This is a genomic window from Nocardioides sp. CER19, assembly GCF_029846275.1.
Classification (GTDB): domain Bacteria; phylum Actinomycetota; class Actinomycetes; order Propionibacteriales; family Nocardioidaceae; genus Nocardioides.
Map to the genome: position 1 here is coordinate 1,269,110 of NZ_JARVWS010000002.1, position 22,837 is coordinate 1,291,946.

General features: G+C 72.5%; 19 protein-coding genes and 1 pseudogene. 11 read left to right on the forward strand and 9 right to left on the reverse strand.

Features of this window, described 5'->3' with window-relative positions; genetic code table 11:
- Positions 1–25 precede the first annotated feature (25 nt).
- Genes atpD through QDS12_RS14585 form a run of 3 tightly spaced genes read left to right on the forward strand, consistent with a single transcriptional unit; the run spans position 26 to position 2,352 of the window.
- Complete coding sequence (gene atpD / locus QDS12_RS14575) at positions 26–1,483, forward strand: F0F1 ATP synthase subunit beta (RefSeq protein ID WP_279880005.1); 1,458 nt, start codon at positions 26–28, stop codon at positions 1,481–1,483.
- Entirely contained in the window at positions 1,483–1,875 is a 393-nt protein-coding gene (locus QDS12_RS14580; protein WP_279880007.1) for a F0F1 ATP synthase subunit epsilon, read from the forward strand. The genes atpD and QDS12_RS14580 overlap by 1 nt, the downstream gene beginning before the upstream one ends.
- Before the next feature lie 36 nt (positions 1,876–1,911).
- Positions 1,912–2,352 (forward strand): DUF2550 domain-containing protein, encoded by a 441-nt coding sequence (locus QDS12_RS14585; RefSeq protein WP_279880008.1) that lies wholly within the window; start codon positions 1,912–1,914, stop codon positions 2,350–2,352.
- A gap of 57 nt (positions 2,353–2,409) precedes the next feature.
- Here QDS12_RS14585 and QDS12_RS14590 read toward each other — a convergent pair whose 3' ends face one another.
- Complete coding sequence (locus QDS12_RS14590) at positions 2,410–3,843, reverse strand: FAD-binding oxidoreductase (protein ID WP_279880009.1); 1,434 nt, start codon at positions 3,841–3,843, stop codon at positions 2,410–2,412.
- A gap of 198 nt (positions 3,844–4,041) precedes the next feature.
- On the opposite strand from QDS12_RS14590, the gene QDS12_RS14595 reads away from it, so the two are divergent.
- A complete protein-coding gene (locus QDS12_RS14595; RefSeq protein WP_279880011.1) occupies positions 4,042–7,443 on the forward strand; it encodes a BTAD domain-containing putative transcriptional regulator in 3,402 nt (1,133 codons plus the stop codon).
- A 43-nt stretch (positions 7,444–7,486) separates the two neighbouring features.
- Positions 7,487–8,674 carry an MFS transporter gene (locus tag QDS12_RS14600; protein ID WP_279880014.1) on the forward strand — a complete coding sequence of 396 codons (1,188 nt, stop codon included), beginning with the start codon at positions 7,487–7,489 and terminating at the stop codon, positions 8,672–8,674.
- Here QDS12_RS14600 and QDS12_RS14605 read toward each other — a convergent pair.
- The gene (locus QDS12_RS14605; RefSeq protein ID WP_279880016.1) at positions 8,655–9,614 is read right to left on the reverse strand and encodes a transglycosylase SLT domain-containing protein; all 960 of its coding nucleotides are present in this window, start codon (positions 9,612–9,614) and stop codon (positions 8,655–8,657) included. The two genes, QDS12_RS14600 and QDS12_RS14605, sit on opposite strands and share 20 nt — an antisense overlap.
- Positions 9,611–10,189 (reverse strand): cob(I)yrinic acid a,c-diamide adenosyltransferase, encoded by a 579-nt coding sequence (locus QDS12_RS14610; RefSeq protein WP_279880017.1) that lies wholly within the window; start codon positions 10,187–10,189, stop codon positions 9,611–9,613. The genes QDS12_RS14605 and QDS12_RS14610 overlap by 4 nt, the downstream gene beginning before the upstream one ends.
- 182 nt (positions 10,190–10,371) lie before the next feature.
- On the opposite strand from QDS12_RS14610, the gene QDS12_RS14615 reads away from it, so the two are divergent.
- Both QDS12_RS14615 and QDS12_RS14620 read left to right on the forward strand, forming a co-directional pair.
- On the forward strand, positions 10,372–10,671 hold the full coding sequence (locus QDS12_RS14615; protein ID WP_279880018.1) for an STAS domain-containing protein: 300 nt from the start codon (positions 10,372–10,374) through the stop codon (positions 10,669–10,671).
- Positions 10,672–10,742: 71 nt separating this feature from the next.
- Positions 10,743–12,758, forward strand: a pseudogene (locus QDS12_RS14620) (protein meaA); the annotation flags it as partial.
- A gap of 1 nt (position 12,759) precedes the next feature.
- Here the strand turns inward: QDS12_RS14620 and QDS12_RS14625 are convergent.
- Positions 12,760–13,218 (reverse strand): hypothetical protein, encoded by a 459-nt coding sequence (locus QDS12_RS14625; RefSeq protein WP_279880020.1) that lies wholly within the window; start codon positions 13,216–13,218, stop codon positions 12,760–12,762.
- 65 nt (positions 13,219–13,283) lie between these two features.
- On the opposite strand from QDS12_RS14625, the gene QDS12_RS14630 reads away from it, so the two are divergent.
- The gene (locus QDS12_RS14630; RefSeq protein WP_279880022.1) at positions 13,284–14,027 is read left to right on the forward strand and encodes a helix-turn-helix transcriptional regulator; all 744 of its coding nucleotides are present in this window, start codon (positions 13,284–13,286) and stop codon (positions 14,025–14,027) included.
- Here the strand turns inward: QDS12_RS14630 and QDS12_RS14635 are convergent.
- Positions 13,993–15,414 carry an MFS transporter gene (locus tag QDS12_RS14635; protein ID WP_279880025.1) on the reverse strand — a complete coding sequence of 474 codons (1,422 nt, stop codon included), beginning with the start codon at positions 15,412–15,414 and terminating at the stop codon, positions 13,993–13,995. The two genes, QDS12_RS14630 and QDS12_RS14635, sit on opposite strands and share 35 nt — an antisense overlap.
- A 102-nt stretch (positions 15,415–15,516) precedes the next feature.
- Between QDS12_RS14635 and QDS12_RS14640 the strand changes: the two genes are divergently transcribed.
- Positions 15,517–16,374 carry a helix-turn-helix transcriptional regulator gene (locus QDS12_RS14640; protein WP_279880027.1) on the forward strand — a complete coding sequence of 286 codons (858 nt, stop codon included), beginning with the start codon at positions 15,517–15,519 and terminating at the stop codon, positions 16,372–16,374.
- A 32-nt stretch (positions 16,375–16,406) separates the two neighbouring features.
- Here QDS12_RS14640 and QDS12_RS14645 read toward each other — a convergent pair whose 3' ends face one another.
- The 4 genes from QDS12_RS14645 to QDS12_RS14660 all read right to left on the reverse strand — a co-directional run bounded on the left by QDS12_RS14645 (position 16,407) and on the right by QDS12_RS14660 (position 19,921).
- Positions 16,407–16,931: a 2'-5' RNA ligase family protein gene (locus tag QDS12_RS14645; protein ID WP_279880029.1), complete on the reverse strand. Its 525-nt coding sequence runs from the start codon at positions 16,929–16,931 to the stop codon at positions 16,407–16,409.
- A 133-nt stretch (positions 16,932–17,064) separates the two neighbouring features.
- Complete coding sequence (locus tag QDS12_RS14650) at positions 17,065–17,406, reverse strand: DUF952 domain-containing protein (RefSeq protein ID WP_279880031.1); 342 nt, start codon at positions 17,404–17,406, stop codon at positions 17,065–17,067.
- 1 nt (position 17,407) lies between these two features.
- On the reverse strand, positions 17,408–18,082 hold the full coding sequence (nucS, locus tag QDS12_RS14655; RefSeq protein WP_279880034.1) for an endonuclease NucS: 675 nt from the start codon (positions 18,080–18,082) through the stop codon (positions 17,408–17,410).
- A gap of 57 nt (positions 18,083–18,139) precedes the next feature.
- Entirely contained in the window at positions 18,140–19,921 is a 1,782-nt protein-coding gene (locus tag QDS12_RS14660) for an EAL domain-containing protein (protein WP_279880036.1), read from the reverse strand.
- Between the two features lie 165 nt (positions 19,922–20,086).
- Here QDS12_RS14660 and QDS12_RS14665 point away from each other — a divergent pair, with 165 nt between their 5' ends.
- A complete protein-coding gene (locus QDS12_RS14665) occupies positions 20,087–21,241 on the forward strand; it encodes a 3-hydroxyacyl-CoA dehydrogenase NAD-binding domain-containing protein (protein ID WP_279880038.1) in 1,155 nt (384 codons plus the stop codon).
- 64 nt (positions 21,242–21,305) lie between these two features.
- Positions 21,306–22,805: an MFS transporter gene (locus QDS12_RS14670; RefSeq protein WP_279880040.1), complete on the forward strand. Its 1,500-nt coding sequence runs from the start codon at positions 21,306–21,308 to the stop codon at positions 22,803–22,805.
- Positions 22,806–22,837 lie beyond the last annotated feature (32 nt).

The following is a 22,837-nucleotide window of genomic DNA, read 5'->3' on the forward strand; positions in this document are numbered from 1 at the left end:
AACCCACGAAACAAGGACCGAAACAATGACTGCAACGGTTGACGAGACCCAGACCCAGACCGGTGGGGCCAGCACTGGCCGCATCGCTCGTGTCATCGGCCCGGTCGTCGACGTGGAGTTCCCCGTCGACGCCATGCCGGAGATCTACAACAAGCTCGAGGTCGAGGTGAACATCGACGAGGAGACCACCGTTCTCCCGCTCGAGGTCGCCCAGCACATCGGCGACGGCGTCGTGCGCGCCATCTCGCTGAAGCCGACCGACGGCCTGGTGCGCGGTGCCACCGTCACCGACACCGGCGGCCCGATCTCGGTGCCCGTCGGCGACGTGACCCTCGGCCGCGTCTTCAACGCCACCGGCGACATCCTCAACCTCGACGAGGGCGAGAAGCTCGAGATCAACGAGCGCTGGGGGATCCACCGCAAGGCACCGGCGTTCGACCAGCTCGAGTCGAAGACGACGATGTTTGAGACCGGCATCAAGGTCATCGACCTGCTCACGCCGTACGTCCAGGGTGGCAAGATCGGCCTCTTCGGTGGTGCGGGCGTCGGCAAGACCGTCCTCATCCAGGAGATGATCGCCCGTGTGGCCCGCAACCACGGTGGTGTGTCGGTGTTCGCCGGTGTCGGCGAACGCACGCGTGAGGGCAACGACCTGATCGTCGAGATGCAGGAGGCCGGCGTCTTCGGCCAGACCGCTCTCGTGTTCGGCCAGATGGACGAGCCGCCGGGCACGCGTCTTCGCGTCGCGCTGTCCGCGCTGACGATGGCTGAGTACTTCCGCGACGTCCAGAAGCAGGACGTGCTGCTCTTCATCGACAACATCTTCCGGTTCACCCAGGCCGGTTCCGAGGTCTCCACGCTGCTCGGCCGCATGCCGTCCGCCGTGGGCTACCAGCCGAACCTGGCCGACGAGATGGGCGTCCTGCAGGAGCGGATCACCTCGACCCGCGGTCACTCGATCACCTCGATGCAGGCGATCTACGTGCCGGCCGACGACTACACCGACCCGGCCCCGGCGACCACGTTCGCGCACCTCGACGCCACCACGGAGCTCTCGCGTGAGATCGCGTCGCTCGGTATCTACCCGGCCGTCGACCCGCTGACGTCGACCTCGCGGATCCTCGACCCGCAGTACATCGGCCAGGCTCACTACGACGCCGCGATCCGCGTCAAGCAGATCCTCCAGCGCAACAAGGAGCTGCAGGACATCATCGCGATCCTCGGTGTCGACGAGCTGTCCGAGGAGGACAAGATCATCGTCTCGCGGGCCCGCCGTATCCAGCGGTTCCTGTCGCAGAACACCTACGTCGCGAAGCAGTTCACCGGCATCGAGGGCTCCACGGTCCCCGTCGCCGACACGATCGAGGCGTTCAACAAGATCTGCGACGGCGAGTACGACCACGTGGCCGAGCAGGCGTTCTTCATGTGCGGCGGTCTTGACGACGTCGAGCAGAAGTGGGCCGAGATCCAGAAGAACCTCTGATGGCTGACTTCCTGACGGTCGAGCTGGTCGCCGCCGACCGGACCGTGTGGTCAGGCGAGGCGACGATGGTGATCGCGCGGACCACCGAGGGCGACCTCGGTGTCCTGCGCGGCCACCAGCCGACACTCTCGCTGCTCACCGACGCCGTCGTCGAGATCAGTCCGGAGGAGGGCCCCGTCGTCGTCGCGTCCGTCGACGGCGGGTTCCTCTCGGTCGCCGACGACCGGGTCTCGATCCTCTCGGAGCACGCCCTGCTCGCCGAGGAGATCAACGTCGACGAGGCGCGCACCGAGCTGGAGACGGCCCGCAACCTGATCGGGTCCGACGACGACGCCGAGCGTCGCATCCGCCGCGCCGAGGCCCGCATCCGCGCGGTCGAGAAGGCTTCCTGAGGGTCTGGCCGAGGAACGGGCCGAGGAAGAGGAGGGATGCCGACGTGGGAGTGGGGGCTTGACGCCGTCGGCGTGCTGCTCGTCCTCGTCGTCTGCTACTTCCTCGCGCTCCTGGTCCGTCGCCGCGTCATCGGTCGGCACGGCGGCACCTTCGAGCTGAGTCACCGCGTCCGGGCCGGTCGGCCCGGGCGCGGTTGGCTTCTCGGGGTCGGGCGCTACTCCGGTGAGACCCTGGAGTGGTTCCGCGTCTTCTCGCTCTCGCCGCGACCCAAGCGGAGCTGGCAGCGGATCAGGATGTCCTACGACTCCAGCCGCGTGGCCGAGGGCGCGGAGTCGATGGCCCTCTATCCCGGCCACGTCATCGTCACGTGCCAATACGACGGCCGGCTGATCGACTTCGCCATGGCCCCGGCCTCGCTGACCGGCTTCCAGGCCTGGCTGGAGTCGCGACCGCCCGGAACCGACTGGTCCCGCTGACCCTGCACCGCCCACGGGGGCGGGAGTGGAGGACCAGCGGGACCAGCGCGTCGCGGCTCAGGCGGTGGGGCGGCCACCCTCGTAGAGCCGCGGGACCGGGTGGTTGGCCGCGAAGACGCCGTAGGGGTCGACGGCCGACCGGATGCCCTTGAGCTGCAGCCACCTGTCCTCGCCGTAGGCCTTCCGGGTGTCCCCGGCGGTCTCGGCGAAGTTGAGGTAGGGCCGCCCGGTCGCGAACGGCTCGAGCGCCTCGACGAACGCGGCCGACTCGGCGTGGCCGAGCGCGGCGAGCTCCGGCGTCGGCGCCATCCCGAGGCCGAAGGCGACGAAGTCGCCCTCGAGGTGCGACAGGACGCCGGCGCCCTCCGCGGGCCGGCCGAGCGCCCCGCCGAGCTGGCGGAGCTCGGCGAGCAGCAGGTGCGTGTCCGCGTCGGGGCCGACCGCGCCGAGGAACGCGTCGACGGCCGCGTCCGGCATGGTGCGCAGCGTCGCCGTCCGCGACACGGCCGGAGCGCCGCCCTCGGGGTCCATGTGGATGCGGCTGACCGCCGGCGCCGGGACCCGGCCGAACGTGTCCAGCTGCGGGCGCAGCGCGCGCAACGCGGCGAGCAGCTCGCCGCCGCGCTCGTCGCTGCCGAGCACGGCGCCGTCGATCACGGCGACCGAGCGGCCCTGGAGGAACTCCGGGATCTCGGGGATGGGCGGGAACCGCATGGCGCGGAAGGACGTGGTGATCTCCTCCGGCGCGGTCGGCGCCCAGGACACCCACTCGCGCAGCACCGGCTCGATGTCGGCCAGGTCCCACATCAGCATGCCGGCGTACGCCGTCTCGATGTCGAAGGTCCGGAACTCCATCGCGGTCACGACGCCGAAGCTGCCACCGCCGCCGCGCACCGCCCAGAACAGCTGCGGGTTCGTGTCGGCGTCGGCCCGCACGAGGGTCCCGTCGCCGATGACGATCTCGACGGCCGTGAGGCTGTTGGTGGCCAGTCCCAGCTTGCGGGCGTACCAGCCCATGCCGCCGCCCAGGCTGTAGCCGGCGACGCCGACGTCGGGGGAGGAGCCGTGCAGGACCGCCCGGCCGTACTTGGCCGTGGCGTCCACGACCGGCTCCCACACGCAGCCGCCCTCGACCCGGACGACCTGACGGGCCTCGTCGTAGGTCACCGCGTCGAGGTGCCCGGTGCGGAGGATGACGACGTCGTCGAGGCCGCGCTCGGCCAGCGGGCCGGCGTTGTGGCCGGTCGACTGCGGGGCCACGCGGAGGCCGGCGAGCGCGGCGGTGCGGACGACCTCGGTGACCTCCTCGGGCGTCACGACGGAGACGACCCCGGCCGGGCGCTGGTCGACGGCGAAGTTCCAGGCGACACGCGCGCCGTCGTACCCGGGGTCGCCGGGCAGGTGGACGCGGTCGGCGGCGCGGCCCCCGAACAGGCCGCGGAGCGCGGCCGTCGTGAACGGGTCCGCGACGGGGGTGGTGGTGCTGGACATCAGGGGATCTCCCTCGGTGGTGGGTCGGCTCTTCCGATCTCGGTGCGTCAGACGGTGCCGCGGGGCGCTGGTGAACGACTGGGGAACGACTTGGGACCCGACTTGGGACCTGACTTGGAGCCCGGCCCGGGTCCTCCGGATGGGGGACCTGCAGGCAATCCGTCCGCGGTCGCAGAGCGTCGTCCTTAGAGTTCTTCCGTGCAGACCACGACCGCCGGAGCCGCCGCCGCGACGCAGGTCGTCTCGGCGTCGGTGCTCGGCCAGGTCGAGGTGTCCCTCGACGGGGCGCCGGTCGACCTGGGCACGCCGAAGCAGCGTGCGCTGATCGCGGCGCTCGCGCTCTCGCGCGGTCGGGCGGTCTCGGTCGACGGCATCGTCGACCTGCTCTGGGGCGAGACACCGCCGGGAGGGGTCAGTGCGACGCTCCAGGCCTACGTCTCCCAGCTGCGGCGCGTGCTCGAGCCCCACCGCGAGCGCCGCGCACCGGCGACGGTGCTGGTGACGGTGGCCCCGGGCTACGCGCTGCGGGTCGCTCCGGGCGGGCTGGACGTGACGAGGTTCGAGTCGACCGTGGTGGAGGTGCACGCCGCCCTGCAGGGCCTCGACCTGACCGGACCGCCGGCGCTCACCGCCGCGGAGCTGACGGCGGCCGTGACGCGGCTCGACGGGGCGCTCTCCCTCTGGCGTGGCGAGCCGTACGCCGACCTCGGCGATGCGGCCGCCGCCGTGGCCGAGCGCGCCCGGCTGGAGGAGCTGCGCCTGGTGGCGCTCGAGGACCGCGCCGTCGCGCGGCTCGCGCTCGGCCAGCACGCGACGGTCGCCGCGGAGCTCGAGGCGCTCACCGCTGCCCACCCGCTCCGCGAGCGGCTGTGGGCGCTCCGGGCGCTGGCGCTCACCCGCTCCGGCCGGCAGGCCGAGGCGCTCGACGCGCTGCGCCAGGTCAGGGAGCTGCTCGACGAGGAGCTCGGCCTGGAGCCCTCGGCCGACCTGCGCCGGCTGCAGACGGCCGTCCTGCGGCAGGACCCGACCCTGGAGTGGGTGGCGCCGTCGCCCGGCCAGGCGGCCGCGGAGGTCGCCGTTCCGGAGCCGCGGACCGGGTCCGTCGAAGAGTCGGCCGGGTCCGCCGCCGGGTCCGTCGAGCCGACGGCCGTCGCGCCGTGGCCGCTGTGCGGCCGGGACGCCGAGCTGAGTGCGCTGGTGGACCTCCTCGAACGGTCGAGGAGCGGCCGGGCCTCGTACGCGGTGCTCACGGGGGAGCCGGGGATCGGCAAGTCGCGCCTGGCGGCGGAGCTGGCCGCTCGGGCGAGGGCAGAGGGCGCTCGGGTGCTCCGGGGACGCTGCTCGCAGGACGACGGCGCGCCCCCGCTGTGGCCGTGGCGGGCAGTGCTCGACGGCCTCGGCGCCGAGCTGCCCGAGCCCGACGGCGAGGACATCGGCGCGGCGTTCCGGGCCTGGGAGCGGATCTGCGCCGACGTGCTCGCCGCTGCCGACCAGGGCCCCGTGGTGCTCGTGGTCGACGACCTGCACTGGGCCGACCCGTCGACGCTGCGCGTCCTGCGGCTGCTCGTCGACACCGCGCCGGTGGCCACGCCACTGCTCGTCGTCGCCACCTGGCGCTCGCATCCGGCTCCCGAGGGCCTGCTCGCCGACGTGGCCGAGGCGCTGGCCCGGCAGCACGCGCTGCGGTTCGAGCTGACCGGCCTCGGGGCAGCGGCGGTCGGCGAGCTCTTCACCGCCGTGTCGGAGCGCGCGATCGGCGAGGACAACGCCGCCGAGCTGCGGGGACGGACCGAGGGCAACCCGTTCTTCCTCGTGGAGTACGCCCGCCTCGCCGCGTCGCGCCGCGCGGACACGCTCCCGGAGCGCCCGCCGACGGCCGTCGCCGAGGTGCTCAGCCGGCGCATCGAGCGACTGCCGCGCGACACCGTCTCGGCGCTCCGGTTCGCCGCGCTCATCGGCCGCCGGTTCGACGTGCCGACGCTGGCCACGGCGACCGGGCACGACGAGGACGCGGTGCTGGACGTCGTCGAGCCGGCGCTCGTCGCCGGCCTGGTGCGTGAGGACGGCATCGACCGGTTCGCGTTCGGCCACGCACTCGTCCGTGACACGCTCCGCAGCAACGTCGCCGCGAGCCGGCTCGCCCGTGCGCACGCAGCGGTGGCGCGCGCGCTCGACGGCCAGCCCGAGCGCGAGACGGAGGTCGCCCGACACTGGCTCGCCGCCGGCCCGGGCGCAGCCGACCGGGCCTGGCCGGCCGCCGTCGCCGCCGCGCGAGCGGCCCGCCGCCTGCACGCCTACGACGAGGCCGCCGACCTGCTGCGTGCCGCGCTGACCGCGATGGCCGACGACCCCGGCGCCACGCTGCGCGACCGCTACGACGTCCTCATGGACCTCGTCGAGGCCTACCGCTGGGCGGCCCTGCTGCCGTCGCTCGTCGAGTGCGCCGAGGAGGCGATCGACGTCGCCAAGCAGATGCGCGACCCGGAGGCGGTCGCCCGGGCGGCCACCTCCGCCACCCAGTCGTCGCTCTGGCGCTCGGCGGCGCCCGGCGAGGTGAACGACAAGGTCGTCGCCGCGCTCCGCGGCTCGCTCGAGCGGCTGCCGGAGGGCGACGGCGAGCTGCGGTGCCGCACGATGCTGGCCCTGGCCAACGAGCTGTTCTGGGTCGCCCCGTTCCCCGAGCGAGCGGCACTGATCGACGAGGCCACCGACATGGCCCGGCGCATCGGCGAGCCGGCGCTGGTCATCGACGCCTGCCTGGTCGGGTTCGTCGCGCTCTGGGCCGTCTGGACGGCCGCGGAGCGGCTCGAACGGGTGACCGAGGCGCTCGACCTGGCGCGCGAGGCCGGTCAGGAGCGGGAGTACCTCGTCGCGGCCACGCTGCGGGCCGTCGTCCTCGGTGAGCTCGGGGAGCCCGCCCGGATGGCCGAGGCCGCCGAGCTGGCCCGCGCGGAGGCGCGCCGGCTGCGGATCGGCTTCGCCGAGGCGATGCTGCACGGGCTCGAGGTGCCCTGGCTCGCGATGCGCGGAGAGTTCGACGAGTGCGAGCGCCGGCTCGAGGAGCTCCAGGTGCTGTCCCGGGCGATGACGCACACGGACGTGGACGAGTCGATCGCCGCGTGCCTGCTGACCCTCCGGCTCTGGCAGGGGCGCCCGGCCGAGGTGGTGCCGGTCCTGAGGAAGCTCGACGAGGGCCTCGACGACTTCGTGCCGACCGTCGCCGTCTACCTCTGGCGCGCCGGGCTCGAGGACGAGGCGCGCAACTACTGGGCCACCCGACGCCTCACGATCCCGCCCGACGGCGAGGTGGAGATGCACACCGTCGCGCACGCCGCCGAGCTCAGCCTCTACCTCGGTCAGCCCGAGCTCGCGGCGGTCTGCCACGAGCGCCTGCAGACGTACGCCGGCATGGTGGTGAGCCTCGGTGCGTCGATGGCCCTCGGCCCGGTGGAGGTCTACCTCGCGTTCGCCTCCGCGGCCGCCGGCGACGCTGCCACGGCCGGTGTCGAGGCCGACCGGGCGCTCGTGCGCGCCCGCGGCTGGGGGCTGGACGCGTTCGTCGCCTGGGTCGAGGACCTCCGCGTTCGGTACGCCTTCTGATTCCGATTCGACGCGGAGCAGCAGGGCAGGATCGAATGGGAGCGTGACCACGACGACCGCGACGCCGCCGAGCCTGCTGACCACCCGCACCTCGGTGGCGTTGTCGTTCGCGCTGAACGGCCTGCTGTTCGCGACGCTGGTGTCGCGCTACCCGGACGTCCGCTCCGACCTGGACCTGAGCAACTCGGCGCTCGGCCTGCTGCTCATCTCGGGCTCAATCGGCTCGGTCCTCTCCCTGCCGCTGAGCGGCCGCATCATCGAGCGGTTCAAGCCCGCCGCGACGGTCCGCGGCGGCTCGCTGGCCGTGGGCTCCGGGCTGATGCTCACCGGCGTCGGCGCCACGGTCGTGCAGCAGGCGTGGCTGGCGGTGGTCGGGCTGTTCGTCTACGGCATCGGCACCTCGATCTGGGACGTCGCGATGAACGTCGAGGGCGCCGAGGTCGAGCGACGCCTGGGACGGACGATCATGCCGCGCTTCCACGCCGCGTGGAGCGTGGGGTCGATCGCCGGCAGCGGTGTCGGCGTCCTCATGGCCGCCCTCGGCGTGCCCGTGGTGCTCCACTACCTGCTGATCGGCGTGGTCGCCGTCGTCCTCGCGATCCGGACGGCCGGCACCTTCCTCCCCGTGGAGGAGCGCCACGTCGAGGAGAGGCCGCGCGCTTCGGTCTGGCGCGAGCCACGGACGCTGGTGATCGGGCTGATGGTGCTCTGCTACGCCACCGTCGAGGGCACCGCCAACGACTGGCTCTCCCTGGCCGTCATCGACGGCTACCACCAGCCGCACTGGGTCGGGATCGCCGGCTTCTCCGTCTTCGTCGTGTCCATGACGGCCGGCCGGCTGGCCGGCCCTCTCCTGCTCGACCGGTTCGGCCGGGCGCCGGTGCTGTGGGCGTGCTCGGTGGCGGCCGCGGTCGGTGTCCTCGTCACGGTCTTCGGTGGCTCGCTGCCGGTCATGTTCGTCGGCGTGGTCGTCTGGGGCATCGGGGCCTCGCTCGGGTTCCCCGTCGGCATGAGCGCCGCCGCCGACGACCCCGTCCGCGCCGCGGCACGGGTGTCGGCGGTGGCCACGATCGGCTATGCGGCGTTCCTCGCGGGTCCGCCGCTCCTCGGTCTCCTCGGTGACGCGGTGGGCACCCTGCGCGCGCTCGTCGTCGTCGCGGTGCTGATGGTCCCGGCCTCGCTCACGGTCTTCGCGGCGCGGCCTCGACCGGTCAGCGCGTCGACCGACTGAGCAGCCGGTCGGGGTAGCGTCGCACGTAGGCAGCGGCGCGGATCGGGCTGCGGCGTGCGTAGCCCTCCGGCAGCCACACGTCGCCCCGCCGCGACAGGTAGAGCACCTGCCAGTCGTGGAGGCCGCGCAGCGCCGCCGGGTCGGCACGGAGCACGGCGGCGTACGCCTTGACGCCGGTGACGTACTTGCTGGAGTGGTTGTAGGCGTAGAGCGCGCGGTCGACGTGGCCGCGGCCGCCGCCGTTGTGGGCGAGGTAGCGGGCCGCGCCGAGGATCGCGTCGTGGGGATCCTGGATGTCGCCCTTGCCGTAGATCGCCCAGGTCGCCGGCATGAACTGCATCGGACCCTGCGCGCCTGCGACCGAGGTGCCGCGGATGCGGCCCATGCTCGTCTCCACGAGGTTCACGGCCGCGAGGACCTCCCACGGCACGCCGAAGCGGCGCTCGCCCTCGCGGTAGTAGGCCAGCAGGGCGGGCTCGGGCGCCGGCGCGACCACGCGCCAGGAGGGCAGCGTCCGCGTCAAGGTCACGTGCATGGCGCGGAACGCGCGGCGCGCCTGCACGTGCAGGCGCACGGTCGGGCGCAGCCGCGGCGGGACGGTCCTGACGACGGCGGGCAGCCAGGCGGGTCGTCGGGCCAGCTGCCGGTAGAGCGCCTGTGCCTCGAAGCCGGCCTGGGCGGCGGTGGCGCGCGGCGTGGCCGGGTCGCGGCTCGACCGCTCGGCGGCCGTCAGCCGCACGGCGAGCTCGCCGACCGAGCGGGCCTCGCGCGGCGCGATCAGCCTCGTCGCGCGCGGCGTGGCGGAGCGCGACACGGTCGCGGTCCGGGTCTGCCCGGCGCTCTCGGGCCGGTGCCAGGCGCCGGTCTCCGCACTCCCCCCGCAGGCGGTCGTCAGCACCGCGACCAGTGCGGTCGCGAGAGCCAACAGCCGGCGGGTCACGAGTCCCGCTCGCCCCCGGGCACCCAGAGCACGTCGCCGCGCTCGCGGTTCTCGTAGCGCGCGAGGATGAACAGGAGGTCCGACAGGCGGTTGAGGTAGGTGATGGCGAGCTTGTTCATCGTCTCGCCGTGCACCTCGTACGCCGCCCAGGCGGACCGCTCCGCCCGCCGGGCGACGGTCCGCGCGACGTGCAGGTGCGCGGAGGCGAGCGTGCCGCCGGAGAGGATGAACGAGCGCAGCGTGGTCAGCGACTCGTTGTAGTCGTCGCACCAGCCCTCGAGCCGGTCGACGTAGGACTGCTCCACGCGCAGCGGCGGGAACTCGGGGTCCGGCACGACCGGCGTCGCGAAGTCAGCGCCGACGTCGAAGAGGTCGTTCTGGATGCGGGTCAGCACGGTGGCGACGTCGGGTGAGATCGATGCGGCCGCGAGCGCGACGCCGATGTGCGCGTTCGCCTCGTCGACGTCGGCGTACGCCGCGAGGCGCAGGTCGGTCTTGGACGTCTCGCTCATGTCGCCGAGCCGCGTCGTGCCGGCGTCTCCGGTGCGGGTGTAGATCCGGGTCAGGTTGACCATGGACACGAGGGTAAGCGGTGGGAGGGAGAGCGCCGCAGCCGCCGACCGGTCCCGACCCCTGGTCCGCATGCAACCGAACCGCATCCCATCGCGTCAGAACGGATACAAGAGAACGTACGGCCGGATGGTGGCGCGACCGCTACCGGACCGCTGACCAGGCCAGACGCGAGGGGAGCGGGGCGATGGACATCTCCACGGACGGTCCGGTGCTGGTGCTGGGCGGCGACTTCGACGTGCGCAGCACCTTCCAGGTCCGCAACGCGCTCTACGCCGTGCTGGAGGACCACGACGACGTCGTGGTCGACCTCTTCGGCGTGACGTCGGTGGACGTCATCGCGCTCAAGGTGCTCGCGGCGGCCAGCCGGCGCACCGCCCAGGAGGGGCGACACCTCACCCTGCGCGGCTGCTGCCCGGCGGTGCTGCGGATGCTCCACCTGAGCCGTCTCGCCCGGCTGGTGGAGGTCGAGCGCGCGAGCGCCTGAGACCTGCGGGGGGAGTGACATCTTCCACAACGACGACGGTTACCAACGCGTAACTTCAGCCCTACGCTCGGAACATGGCTGAGAAGGCACGTGCTCCCAAAGATCGCCCCTGGGTCATGCGAACCTACGCCGGGCACTCGACCGCCGCGGCGTCCAACGAGCTCTACCGGACCAACCTGGCCAAGGGGCAGACCGGCCTCTCCGTGGCCTTCGACCTGCCGACGCAGACCGGCTACGACCCGGACAGCCCGCTCGCAAAGGGCGAGGTCGGCAAGGTCGGCGTCCCCGTTCCGCACCTGGGCGAGATGCGCAAGCTCTTCGACTCGATCCCGCTCACCGAGATGAACACCTCGATGACGATCAACGCGACGGCCATGTGGCTGCTCGCGATGTACCAGGTCGTGGCCGAGGAGCAGAACCCAGACCTGTCGCCCGAGGAGGTCGCCGCCCAGCTGGCCGGCACCACCCAGAACGACATCATCAAGGAGTACCTCTCGCGCGGGACCTACGTCTTCCCGCCGGAGCACTCGCTGCGCCTGATCAGCGACATGATCGCCTACACGGTCCACCAGATCCCCAAGTGGAACCCGATCAACATCTGCAGCTACCACCTGCAGGAGGCCGGTGCGACGCCGGTGCAGGAGATCGCCTACGCGATGTGCACGGCGATCTCGGTGCTCGACCAGGTGAAGGCCTCGGGGCAGGTCGACGAGGAGGACTTCGGCAAGGTCGTCGGCCGCATCTCGTTCTTCGTCAACGCGGGCGTGCGGTTCGTCGAGGAGATGTGCAAGATGCGCGCCTTCGTCGAGCTCTGGGACGAGATCACCCGTGAGCGCTACGGCGTCACCGACGAGAAGATGCGCCGCTTCCGCTACGGGGTCCAGGTCAACTCGCTCGGCCTCACCGAGGCGCAGCCCGAGAACAACGTGCAGCGCATCGTCCTCGAGATGCTCGCGGTGACGCTGTCGAAGAAGGCCCGCGCCCGCGCCGTCCAGCTGCCCGCCTGGAACGAGGCGCTCGGGCTTCCGCGACCGTGGGACCAGCAGTGGTCGCTGCGCCTGCAGCAGGTGCTCGCGTTCGAGTCCGACCTCCTCGAGTACGACGACATCTTCGACGGCTCACCCGTCATCGAGGCGAAGGTCGCCGAGCTCGTCGAGGGCGCCAAGGCCGAGATCGACCGGGTCCAGGCCATGGGCGGCGCGATCGCCGCGGTCGAGTCCGGCTACATGAAGCAGGAGCTGGTCAGCTCGCACGCCGTACGCCGGTCCCGGATCGAGTCCGGCGAGGAGATCGTCGTCGGCGTGAACAAGTTCGACACCACCGAGCCGTCGCCGCTCACGGCCGACCTGGACGCCGCGATCATGGCCGCGGACCCGAAGGCCGAGGAGGCGGCGCTGGCCTCCGTCGAGGCGTGGAAGGCCCAGCGCGACGAGGCCGAGGTCGCCGAGGCGCTGGCCGCGCTCGCCGCTGCGGCGAAGACGACCGACAACCTCATGGTCCCCACGCTGGTCGCCGCGCGTGCCGGCGCCACGACGGGCGAGTGGGCGCAGACGCTCCGCGACGTGTTCGGCGAGTTCAGAGCCCCCACCGGCGTCTCGGGCGCGGTCGGCGTGGCCGAGGCCGGCTCCGAGCTCTCGGCTGTGCGTGACCGGGTCAAGGCCACCGGCGACGAGCTGGGCGGCCGCCTCCGGGTGCTCATCGGCAAGCCAGGGCTCGATGGCCACTCCAACGGCGCCGAGCAGATCGCCGTACGCGCCCGGGATGCCGGGTTCGAGGTGATCTACCAGGGCATCCGGCTGACGCCGGACCAGATCGTGTCGGCCGCGGTGGCCGAGGACGTCCACCTGGTCGGCCTCTCGATCCTGTCCGGCTCCCACATGGAGCTGGTGCCGGACGTGCTCGACGGACTGCGCGCCGCCGGGCTCGACGACGTCCCGGTCATCGTCGGCGGCATCATCCCCGACTCCGACGCCCGCCGGCTGCGCGAGCTGGGGGTGGCGGCCGTCTACACGCCCAAGGACTTCGGGCTGACCGAGATCATGGGCGGCTTCGTCGACGTGATCCGGAAGGCCAACGAGCTCGACTGACTCACAGCCGACCGAGCTGGTCGGCGTACCACCTGATGCCGGTCAGGTGGTCCGCGATCTCGCGGAGGGTCCAGTTCGGCTGCCGTGGGGTGTCCCAGGCCTCCGGGTCGAGCGCACCGAGCCGCAGGGCGAAGGTGCGGGCGAGCCGCGAGATGCGCTGGCCCGCCTCCTGCAGGTCGGCCTCCGTGAACCGGGCACCGTCCTGCTCGAACGTCACGGCGCTCGCGCCCCACTCGTCCGGTTGCGTCTCGACACCGGCGAGCAGCGCCTCCACCTCGGCGAGGTGGTCGACGAGGTGGTCGGCGATCCGGCGGACGACCTTGTGGGGCGTGTAGATCCGGTCGCCGTCCTCGCTCGTGACCGGCCTCCCGTCCCAGCGCAGCCAGGTGGTGGCGAGGTCGAGGCAGTACGTCGCCGCCTGCTCGACGGCGACGCCCGGGTTGGTGCTCTCGTGGCTCATGGCGTCAGCGTCGCAGTCGCATCCTCCGGTCCTGACCGAACCGTGCGCGTTCTAGCGTGGGCTCCATGAGCAGTCACGCCACGGCCGATGTCGACCTCGCCGCCGTCGCCGCGGTCATCGGTGAGCCGAGTCGGGCGGCGATGCTCGACGCCCTGATGAGCGGGCGGGCGCTGACCGCTGGCGAGCTCGGACGCGCCGCCGGCATCGGCCGCTCGGCGACGAGCGAGCACCTGGCCCGGCTGGTTGCCGGCGGGCTGGTCGAGGTGACCGTCCAGGGCCGCCACCGCTACCACCGACTCTCCGGGCCTGCTGTCGGTCACGCGCTGGAGGCGCTCTCCCACATCGCCCCGCCGAAGCGCGTGACCTCGCTGAAGGACTCCTCGCGCGCTCGGTCGCTGTGGCTGGCCCGCACCTGCTACGACCACCTCGCCGGCGCGTGCGGCGTCGCGCTCCACGACCTCCTCCTCGACGGCGGCCTGGTGGTCGCTGCGAGCCCGGGATACGCCGTGACGCCGCCGGGGGAGGAGTGGTTCGCCGACCTCGGGGTCGACGTGGCCGCCGCTCGCAGCCGGCGCCGCTCGTTCGCCCGGCCGTGCCTGGACTGGACCGAGCGTCGCCCACACCTCGCCGGCGCCCTGGCCGCGGCGACGACGGCGCGGCTGCTGGACCTCGGGTGGTTCGCCCGCCGGGGCGACGACACCCGCGCGCTCAGGGTCACCGACGCGGGGCGCGTCGCGCTCGACGGGTTGTGGGGGCGTGCCGCCGGAGACGGCCTCAGCGCGCCCGGCGGGGCTCGAGCAGCCGGGTGAGCACGGCGATGACGACGAGCGCCCCGCCGAGGAGGTAGGCGGTCGTCGCGAAGCCGTCGGCACGCGAGAGGTAGATCGCCCCGACGACGGCCGAGCCCAGGCCCAGCCCGGCCTGCATCGTCGTGACCAGGAGGCCGCTGCCGAGACCCGCGATGTGCCCCGGGACCTGGCTGAGGACGATGCCCATCAGCGGCGACCACACCAGGCCGAGGCCCAGGCCGAGCACGCCGACCACCGGAGTCGCGTCGTCGACGCCGACCCGGGCCAGGACGACGAAGGCCGCGGCGGCGAGGAGCGACCCGGCCGTGAGGACGGACGCTCCGTAGCGGGGGACCAGCCGACCGGCGACGAGCGAGGCGAGGATGAAGCCGACGGACATCGGCAGCAGGCTGACGCCGATGCGCAGGGGCGAGTCGCCCTCGACCTGGGCGGCGTACCCGTAGACGAACATGAAGCCGCCGAACGCGACGTAGAAGGGCAGGCTCGCGAGCAGCCCGACGGCGACGCTCCGGAAGCGGAAGAGGGACAACGGGACGAGCGGTACGCCGCCGCGGCGCTCCAGGCGGACCTGCCAGAGCATCAGCGCGACGAAGACCGGGACGACGAGGGCGAGGCAGATCCAGGTCCACGCGGGCCAGCCGGTGGCGCGTCCCTCGGTCAGCGGCAGGACGAGCAGGGTCAGCGCGGTGCCGAGGAGGACCACGCCGGGGACGTCGAGGGCGGAGCGTGTGGGAGCCTTCGTCTCGGGGACGAAGCGCAGCACGCCGACCAGGACCAGTGCCGTGATCGGCACGTTGATCCAGAACACCGCCCGCCAGCCGAGGTCGGAGCCGGACAGCGCCCCGCCGAGGAGGAACGCGAGCGAGGTGGCGATGCCGCCGGTGGCTCCGAACCAGGCGATCGCCCGCATCCGGTGCGGACCCTCGTTGGCGGCGTGCAGGGTCGCGAGCACCTGGGGTGCGACCAGCGCCGCGGAGATGCCCTGGACGAACCGGGCGCCGACCAGCTCGGTGGGACTCTGCGCGAAGGAGCACAGCAGGCTGGTCAGCGCGAAGACGAGCAGCCCCAGGATCAGCAGCCGCTTGCGGCCCAGCCCGTCCCCCAGACGGCCGCTCATCGCGACGAGGCTCGCGTAGACGACGCCGTAGGCGGCGACGACCAGCTGCAGGACCGCCGGCGACGCCCCGAGGTCGCTGCCGATGGAGCCCAGGGCGACGTTGACGGTGAAGAAGGACATGATGGGGACCGTCACCGCGGCCAGGGCCGCGGCGAGACCGAAGGGATGCATGCGGCGCGGCCCGCTCAGCTGGTCGGCGGCCGTGGAAGCCGGTCCACCGGACGCGCCGGGCGCGCCGGGAATGCCGGGAACGATGGTGTCAGCGCTCATGTCCCTCATCGTCGGCGTGCGGTGATCCTGGTGGTGAGAGCCTGCTGATCCTGGTACCGATAATGACTGGATACCGTCTCCGTTTCGGCCGAGGATGGGTCCATGAGCTCCAGCAGCGTGGCTCGTCGCACCGAGCTGGCCGACTTCCTCCGGACGCGCAGGGAACGACTCACGCCCGACGACGTCGGACTCCCGCGCGGCGGCCGGCGGCGTACGCCCGGGCTGCGGCGCGAGGAGGTCGCGCTCCTCGCCGGGGTCGGCGTCACCTGGTACACGTGGCTCGAGCAGGGCCGCGAGATCAACGCCTCGGTGCAGGTCCTCGAGGCGATCGCCCGGACGCTGCGGATGGACCAGAACGAGCGCTGGTACCTCTTCCAGCTCGCCGGCGTGACGATCGTCCCGCCGGCCAACGAGTGCGACGCCGTCACCGCCGCCGGGCGCGAGATCCTCGACCGGCTCGACCCGCTGCCGGCGGTGGTGATCTCGCCGCGCTACGACATCGTCGCCTACAACCGCGCCTACAACCGGATGGTCGGCGACCTCGACGCCGTCGACCCGGGGGAGCGCAACCAGGCCTGGCTGTTCTTCACCCATCCCTACTGGCGCACCCTGTGCCTCCGCGGGCGCGCGCAGGCGGCGGCGCACATGGTCGGGACGATGCGGGCGGCCATGCCCCAGCACCTCGACGACCCGATCTGGGCGGGCACCGTGCGCCGGCTCCGGGAGGCGTCCGACGAGTTCGACTCCCTGTGGCGCCGGCACGACGTCATGGACAGGGCGCTGCCCGCCAAGGACTTCCGGAGCCCGGTGGGCGACCTCCACCTCCACGTCAGCCGCTTCGCGGTCGGCACCGAGGGCGTCAACCGGATGATGGTCTACACCCCGCTCGACGACGACACCCGCGCCCGCCTCGACCAGCTCCTGGCTCTCGACGCCCGCCAGCGGCTCCATGCCGTCTGAGCCGTCCGAGCCGTCTGAGCCGTCTGAGCCGTCTAGATCAGGTGCGGCAGCGGCCAGGTCTGGCCCGTGCCGCTGTCGATCAGCGCTGCCCGCTCGAGGCGTACGACGATCGGGACCGCGTCCGCCACCGTGGTCGTGACCGCGGCCAGCGTCGCCGACGAGGCCCGCGTCGCCACCGAGATGTGCGGCACCCAGCGCCCGGGCACGTAGTTGCGGTGCAGGTCGGCCCCGGTGGCCTCGACCGCAGCGACGACGCGCTCCTGGCGCCGCACGAGGTCGGCGTCGACCGAGGGGGCGAGCGCGACGCGACCGCGGGGAAACACCAGGCTGCCGTGGCACGAGACGGTGATCGGGTCTTCCACCGGCAGCGCCGCCAGCGCTGCGCCCACCTGGTCGAGGTCCCAGCTGCGCAGGACGGCGAGGGACAGGTGCGGGTGGTGCCGGCCGTGGGTGTGGCTGGCCAGCGTCATCACGCCGAGCGTCTCCACCCGACCCCACAGGTCGCGCACGAGCCGGTCGGCACGCCGGTCGAAGAGCAGGCAGACAGCGAGCGCCATGGGACCAGCGTCGCGCATGGCTCGGTCGCGTGAGGCACGGCCCGCCCGGGTCCTGGGCGACACCGAGCGCCGCTGACGCTCGCGGTCCTCGGCGCTCGGTGTCGCGCACCGAGGTCACCTCGTCGCGTAGCGCTCAGGCGAGCGGTGCGAGCGGTGCGAGCGGGACCGCGGCGACGACCGCGTCCGGGTCGATGGGGCCGTAGACGTGCGGGTAGGAGTCGTCGCCGACCGGGTCCTGGCGGACCGGGGCGCCCAGTCGGGCGACGTCGATCACCAGGAGGACGAGCGGCTCGGTGACCTCGGCGTAGTAGCGCCGTCGTACGTCCTCCCACTGGTCGCCGCGGGCGGCGTGGATGAAGCCCTCCTGCTCGAGCGTCACCCCGATCGTGGAGGTCGTGTAGCCGCCCGCGGCCCGAGCGGCGGCCCAGTCAGCGGCGGTCGCGACGTGGAAGATGACGCGGAGGTCGTCGGCCACGTCAGAACAACCGGTGCTCGGAGTCGTCGATCCCGCGCAGGGCGTCGTAGTCGACGACGGCGCAGGTGATGCCGCGGTCGGCGGCGAGCACGCGGGCCTGCGGCTTGATCTCCTGGGCGGCGAAGATGCCGCGCACGGGCGCCAGCAGCGGGTCGCGGTTGAGCAGCTCGAGGTAGCGGGTGAGCTGCTCGACGCCGTCGATCTCCCCGCGTCGCTTGATCTCGACCGCGACCGACCCGCCAGCAGCGTCGCGGCACATGAGGTCGACCGGGCCGATGGCGGTCGGGAACTCGCGGCGCACGAGGCGCAGGCCGGGAGCGAGGGTCTCGGGGTTGTCGGCGAGCAGCTCTTGGAGGTGCTTCTCGACGCCGTTCTTCTGAAGGCCCGGGTCGACGCCGAGCTCGTGGGAGGAGTCGTGGTGGATCTCCTCGATCGTGATGCGGAGCGTGTCGTCACCCTTGGAGCTGACGGTCCACTCGACGCGGCCGTCCTCGGCGGTGCCCTCACGCAGGGTGCACGGCGGCGACATCCAGTTGAGCGGCTTGTAGGAGCCGCCGTCGGAGTGCACCAGCACCGAGCCGTCGGCCTTGATCATCAGCACCCGGGTCGCCATCGGCAGGTGGGCGGTCAGCCGCCCGGCGTAGTCCACCTGGCAGGTCGCCACGACGAGTCTCACGCCGGGGGAATCTACCGTCCGTCCCGTCGGCGCCGGAGCACCGGTGCCGGACTGGCGTCAGCTCTCCAGGGCGGGGACCTCGGTGGGGCGGGGCAGGCCGTCGATCATGGCGATGAGATCGGGTGCCGGCTGCGGCCTGCTGATGAGGTAGCCCTGGGCGACGTCGCAGCCGAGCTCTCGGAGCCGGTGGATCTGGGCCGGCCGCTCGACGCCCTCGGCGACCACCGTGAGCCCCAGCGTGTGCGCCGCGTTGATCACGCCCGACAGCAGCTGGGCGTCGGCCTCGTCGGAGTCGATCCGACCGACGATGCTCTGGTCGATCTTGAGCGTGCTGACCGGGAGCCGGCGCAGCATGGCCAGCGAGGAGTACCCGGTGCCGAAGTCGTCGAGGTGGACCAGTACGCCGCCCGCCTGGAGCTCCGCGAGCTGCTGGCCGGCCAGGCTCATGTCGCTCACGGCGGTGCTCTCCGTCACCTCGACCTGCAGCAGCCGCGGCGGGATACCTGCCTCCTCGACCGCGGCCAGGACGCTCTTCGCCAGCCCAGGGGCGGCCAGCTGCACCGGCGAGACGTTGATCGCCACCGCCCAGTCCCGGCCTTCGTCGTGCCAGAGCCGAGCCTGCGCGCAGGCGTTCCGCAGCACCCACTCACCGAGCTCGGAGATCTGCCCGGTGTGCTCGGCGACGGCGATCACCTCGACGGGGGAGACCCGACCGAGCAGCTCGTCGGTCCACCGCAGCAGCGCCTCGACCGACTCGACCCGGCCGCTGTGCAGGCTCAGCTTCGGCTGGTAGTGCAGCGCCAGGCCGCCGTGCGCGAGCGCCTCGTGCAGACGGCCGCGGATGAGGGCCCGCCGCTCGAAGGCGCCGGCCTCCTCCCGGACGTGCAGCCGGCTGGTGCGCGCCTTGCCGGCGCGCTTGGCGTGGAGCATCGCGCCGTCGGCATGGTGCAGGAGGGCGTCGAGCGCGCTGACCGCCGCGCCGACAGGGACGGCGCCGGCCACGTCGCGACCCGTCGCGATCCCGACGCTCGCCGAGACGTACACCTGCTGGTCATGCACCGTGAACGGGCGCCGCGCGGTCGCCACGATCCGGTCGGCGACGTCGGTCGCCTCGGTCTCGTCGACGTCGCTCAGCAGGACCGCGAACTCGTCGCCGCCGAGCCTGCCCACCAGGTCGACCGGGCGCACGGTGCGCACGAGCCGCTGTGCGAAGGCGAGCAGCAGGGCGTCGCCCGCCTTGTGCCCGAGCGCGTCGTTGACCTGCTTGAAGCCGTCGAGGTCGACGTAGAGCACGGCGAGCCGGTCCGGGTCGACGCCAGCGCTGAGCAGGCCGCCGCCGTGCTCGTCGAGCATGCGACGGTTGGCCAGGCCGGTGAGCGGGTCGCGCAGCGCGATCTCGCGGAACATCATCCCGACCTCGCGGAAGATCGTGGCCACCGGCGCCGCCGCGGCGGCCCCGTCGGGGGAGAGCACCAGGACGTCGTCCTCGCGCGAGCCGTGCGCCAGGATGGCCGCCGCGGCCTCGCGCAGTGGCTGGACGCCGTCGAGGTGGAAGCCGTCGTACTCCACGACGGCGCCGAGGGGTGCGCGGGCGAGCAGTGCCCGCCCGTAGCCGAGCCGCCCGCTGAGGAGCGCCTCGAGCCGGACGCGGGTGAGCAGCGCGGGGCCGTCCGGCGTCCTGACCGCCACCGCCCGGAGCGCCGGGTCGTCACGGAAGCGGAGCTCGACCTCCCGTAGCGGAGTGTCCGGGAGGAGCACGGGCACCGGAATGCTGAGCTCGCGAAGGAGACGGCCGCGCAGGGCGACGGTGTCGTAGCGAGTGAGGACGGCTTCCGTCATGCCCGTCGCTTCGGCAGCAGGCGCGCGCGGGTGAGCACGGCGCGGGTGAACAGGAGCGGAACTCCTGTCCGAAAGACTCAGCCGGCCCCGGCCCCCGTCGATTGCTGGTGACCTCGGTCACTTCAGGGTTACCGACGGGTAGGAACGGCTGTCACACTGCCTCGCATGACGCAGACGTTCGAGACCCTCGTCTTCCCGTACCTCAACCACGCGGTCCGGATGTTCGAGTCCGGCTACGCCACGGCCGTCGACATCGACAACGCCATGCGCTTCGGGTGCGGCTATCCGAAGGGACCGCTGACCGTCCTCGACGAGGTCGGCCCGGCCGTGGTCCGCGACGCGCTCGCTGCGCGCTTCGCCGAGACCGGCGACCACCTGCACCAGCCCGCCGACCTGCTGGACAGGATCGCCGACGAGGGTGGCTCGTTCACCGCCGGCGGCGTCGGCAGCGCCGAGGCTCCGCGGCTGCAGCACGAGATCGCGCGGCTCGGCGTCGTCGGAACCGGGACGATGGCCAGCGGGATCGCACAGGTCTTCGCCCAGTGCGGCTACGACGTCGTCGTGGTCGGGCGCGGCGAGGACAAGCTGGCGCGGGTGACCGCCTACGTCACCAAGAACCTCGACCGCGCCATCGAGCGCGGGAAGTCGGACGAGGCGACCAAGGCGGAGGTGCTCGGCCGGCTCAGCGTCACCACCTCGCGGGCCGACCTCGCCGACGTGGACCTCGTGGTCGAGGCGATCGCCGAGGACATCGCGGTGAAGCGCGACCTCTTCCGCGATCTCGACGAGATCCTGAAGCCCGGGGCCATCCTCGCGACGACCACGAGCAGCCTCCCCGTCACCGAGCTGGCCAAGGCGACGAGCCGGTCGGCCGACGTCATCGGGATGCACTTCTTCAACCCCGCCCCGGTCATGAAGCTCGTCGAGGTCGTCACGACCGAGCTGACCGCGCCGGCCGTCGACGAGACGGTCCGGGCGCTCACCGCGAAGGTCGGCAAGGTCGCCGTCTCGTGCGGGGACCGGGCCGGCTTCATCGTCAACGCCCTTCTCTTCCCCTACCTCAACGACGCGGTCAGGCTCGCGGCGTCCGGTGCCGACCTGACAGCGATCGACGCGGACATCAAGGAGGCCGCGGGATTCCCGATGGGGCCCTTCGAGCTGCTCGACGTGGTCGGCAACGACGTGTCCCTCGCGATCCAGGAGGAGCTGTTCCGCGAGTTCGGCGAGCCGGGCTTCGCGCCGGCGGCCACCCTCGTCGCCAAGGTGGCGGCCGGGGAGCTCGGCCGCAAGACGAAGAAGGGCTTCCACGACTACAGCTGACGGCGGCAGAGCTCCCGACGTGGCCCCGATGGCAAAATCGGGCCACTTCTGGTTACCGGGGGCCATGGCCGTCGAGACAGGTCGGATCACCACCGACATCCCCGCCCGCTTGGACCGTCTGCCGTGGGCTCGTTGGCACTGGCTCGTGGTGATCGGGCTGGGCACCGTCTGGATCCTCGACGGCCTCGAGGTCACCATCGTCGGCTCGATGTCGGACGCCCTCAAGCCGCACGACACCGGCCTCGGGATGAGCAGCTTCGACGTCGGCTTCGCCGGGGCGGCGTACGTCGCGGGCGCGTGCCTGGGTGCGTTGGTCTTCGGCCACCTCACCGACCGGTTCGGCCGGAAGCGGCTGTTCATGGTGACGCTGCTCATCTACACGGTCGCGACGGTGCTGACCGCCTTCTCGCCGACTCCCTGGTGGTACTTCACCGCCCGCTTCCTCACCGGCACCGGCATCGGAGGCGAGTACGCCGCCATCAACTCGGCGATCGACGAGCTGATCCCGGCGCCGTTCCGCGGTCGCGTCGACGTGGCGATCAACGGGTCCTTCTGGGTCGGTGCCGTGGTCGGCTCGCTGCTGACCATCCCGCTCCTCGACCCCAGCATCGTCGACCCGGCCTGGGGCTGGCGGCTGGCCTTCGCGCTCGGCGCGGTGCTCGCCGTCGGCATCCTCGTCGTACGTCGCAACGTGCCGGAGAGCCCGCGCTGGCTGTTCATCCACGGCCGCGAGGACGAGGCCGAGGACGTCGTCCGCGGGATCGAGCGGACCGTGGAGGACGAGACCGGCGAGCGGCTGTCGACGCCCGACGAGACGATCACGGTCCGCCAGCGCAAGACGATCGGCTTCGGCCTGATCGCCCGCACCGTCATCACGATGTATCCCCGGCGGACGATCCTGTGCTTCGCGCTCTTCGTCGGGCAGGCGTTCCTCTACAACGCCTTCTTCTTCACCTACGGCGACACCCTGACGACGTTCCTCGGCGTCAAGCAGACCGGTTGGTACCTCGCCGTCTTCGCGGCGAGCAACTTCGTCGGCGCGCTGGTGCTCAGCCCGCTCTTCGACCGGGTCGGCCGGGTGCGGATGATCGCCGGCACCTACATCCTCTCGGGCGTGCTCCTGGGTGGCGCGGGCCTCTTCCTCGGCGACTTCACCGCCACCACGCTGACGCTGATGGGGGCGATCGTCTTCTTCTTCGCCTCCGCGGGCGCCAGCGCGGCGTACCTCACCGCCAGCGAGGTCTTCCCGATGGAGACCCGGGCGCTGTGCATCGCGTTCTTCTACGCGATCGGCACCGCCGCGGGCGGCATCAGCGGACCGCTGTTCTTCGGCTGGCTCATCGACCGGGCGACCGCCGACAAGGACATCACCGGCATCGCGGTCGGCTACTTCGTCGGTGCCGTGCTGATGATCATCGGCGGCGTCGTCGAGGCGTTCCTCGGTGTCCGTGCGGAGGGCAGGTCGCTGGAGAGCATCGCCCAGCCCCTCACCGTCGACGACGACACCGACCCGAGCGGCTCGAGCGACGACACGTTCACGCCGAGCCCGACGCCCGCCGGCTGACCCGTCGCTGGGAGGTCGGCCGTAGGCTGGCG

What these genes read in the sequence shown, in the direction of transcription:
- QDS12_RS14635 (WP_279880025.1), bottom strand. Translation starts at nt 15,414, where the DNA reads ATGAGCGCTGACACCATCGTTCCCGGCATTCCCGGCGCGCCCGGCGCG.
- QDS12_RS14610 (WP_279880017.1), bottom strand. Translation starts at nt 10,189, where the DNA reads ATGGTCAACCTGACCCGGATCTACACCCGCACCGGAGACGCCGGCACG.
- QDS12_RS14585 (WP_279880008.1), top strand. Translation starts at nt 1,912, where the DNA reads ATGCCGACGTGGGAGTGGGGGCTTGACGCCGTCGGCGTGCTGCTCGTC.
- QDS12_RS14590 (WP_279880009.1), bottom strand. Translation starts at nt 3,843, where the DNA reads ATGTCCAGCACCACCACCCCCGTCGCGGACCCGTTCACGACGGCCGCG.
- QDS12_RS14625 (WP_279880020.1), bottom strand. Translation starts at nt 13,218, where the DNA reads ATGAGCCACGAGAGCACCAACCCGGGCGTCGCCGTCGAGCAGGCGGCG.
- QDS12_RS14660 (WP_279880036.1), bottom strand. Translation starts at nt 19,921, where the DNA reads ATGACGGAAGCCGTCCTCACTCGCTACGACACCGTCGCCCTGCGCGGC.
- QDS12_RS14580 (WP_279880007.1), top strand. Translation starts at nt 1,483, where the DNA reads ATGGCTGACTTCCTGACGGTCGAGCTGGTCGCCGCCGACCGGACCGTG.
- QDS12_RS14670 (WP_279880040.1), top strand. Translation starts at nt 21,306, where the DNA reads ATGGCCGTCGAGACAGGTCGGATCACCACCGACATCCCCGCCCGCTTG.
- QDS12_RS14645 (WP_279880029.1), bottom strand. Translation starts at nt 16,931, where the DNA reads ATGGCGCTCGCTGTCTGCCTGCTCTTCGACCGGCGTGCCGACCGGCTC.
- QDS12_RS14615 (WP_279880018.1), top strand. Translation starts at nt 10,372, where the DNA reads ATGGACATCTCCACGGACGGTCCGGTGCTGGTGCTGGGCGGCGACTTC.
- QDS12_RS14630 (WP_279880022.1), top strand. Translation starts at nt 13,284, where the DNA reads ATGAGCAGTCACGCCACGGCCGATGTCGACCTCGCCGCCGTCGCCGCG.
- QDS12_RS14665 (WP_279880038.1), top strand. Translation starts at nt 20,087, where the DNA reads ATGACGCAGACGTTCGAGACCCTCGTCTTCCCGTACCTCAACCACGCG.
- QDS12_RS14640 (WP_279880027.1), top strand. Translation starts at nt 15,517, where the DNA reads ATGAGCTCCAGCAGCGTGGCTCGTCGCACCGAGCTGGCCGACTTCCTC.
- atpD (WP_279880005.1), top strand. Translation starts at nt 26, where the DNA reads ATGACTGCAACGGTTGACGAGACCCAGACCCAGACCGGTGGGGCCAGC.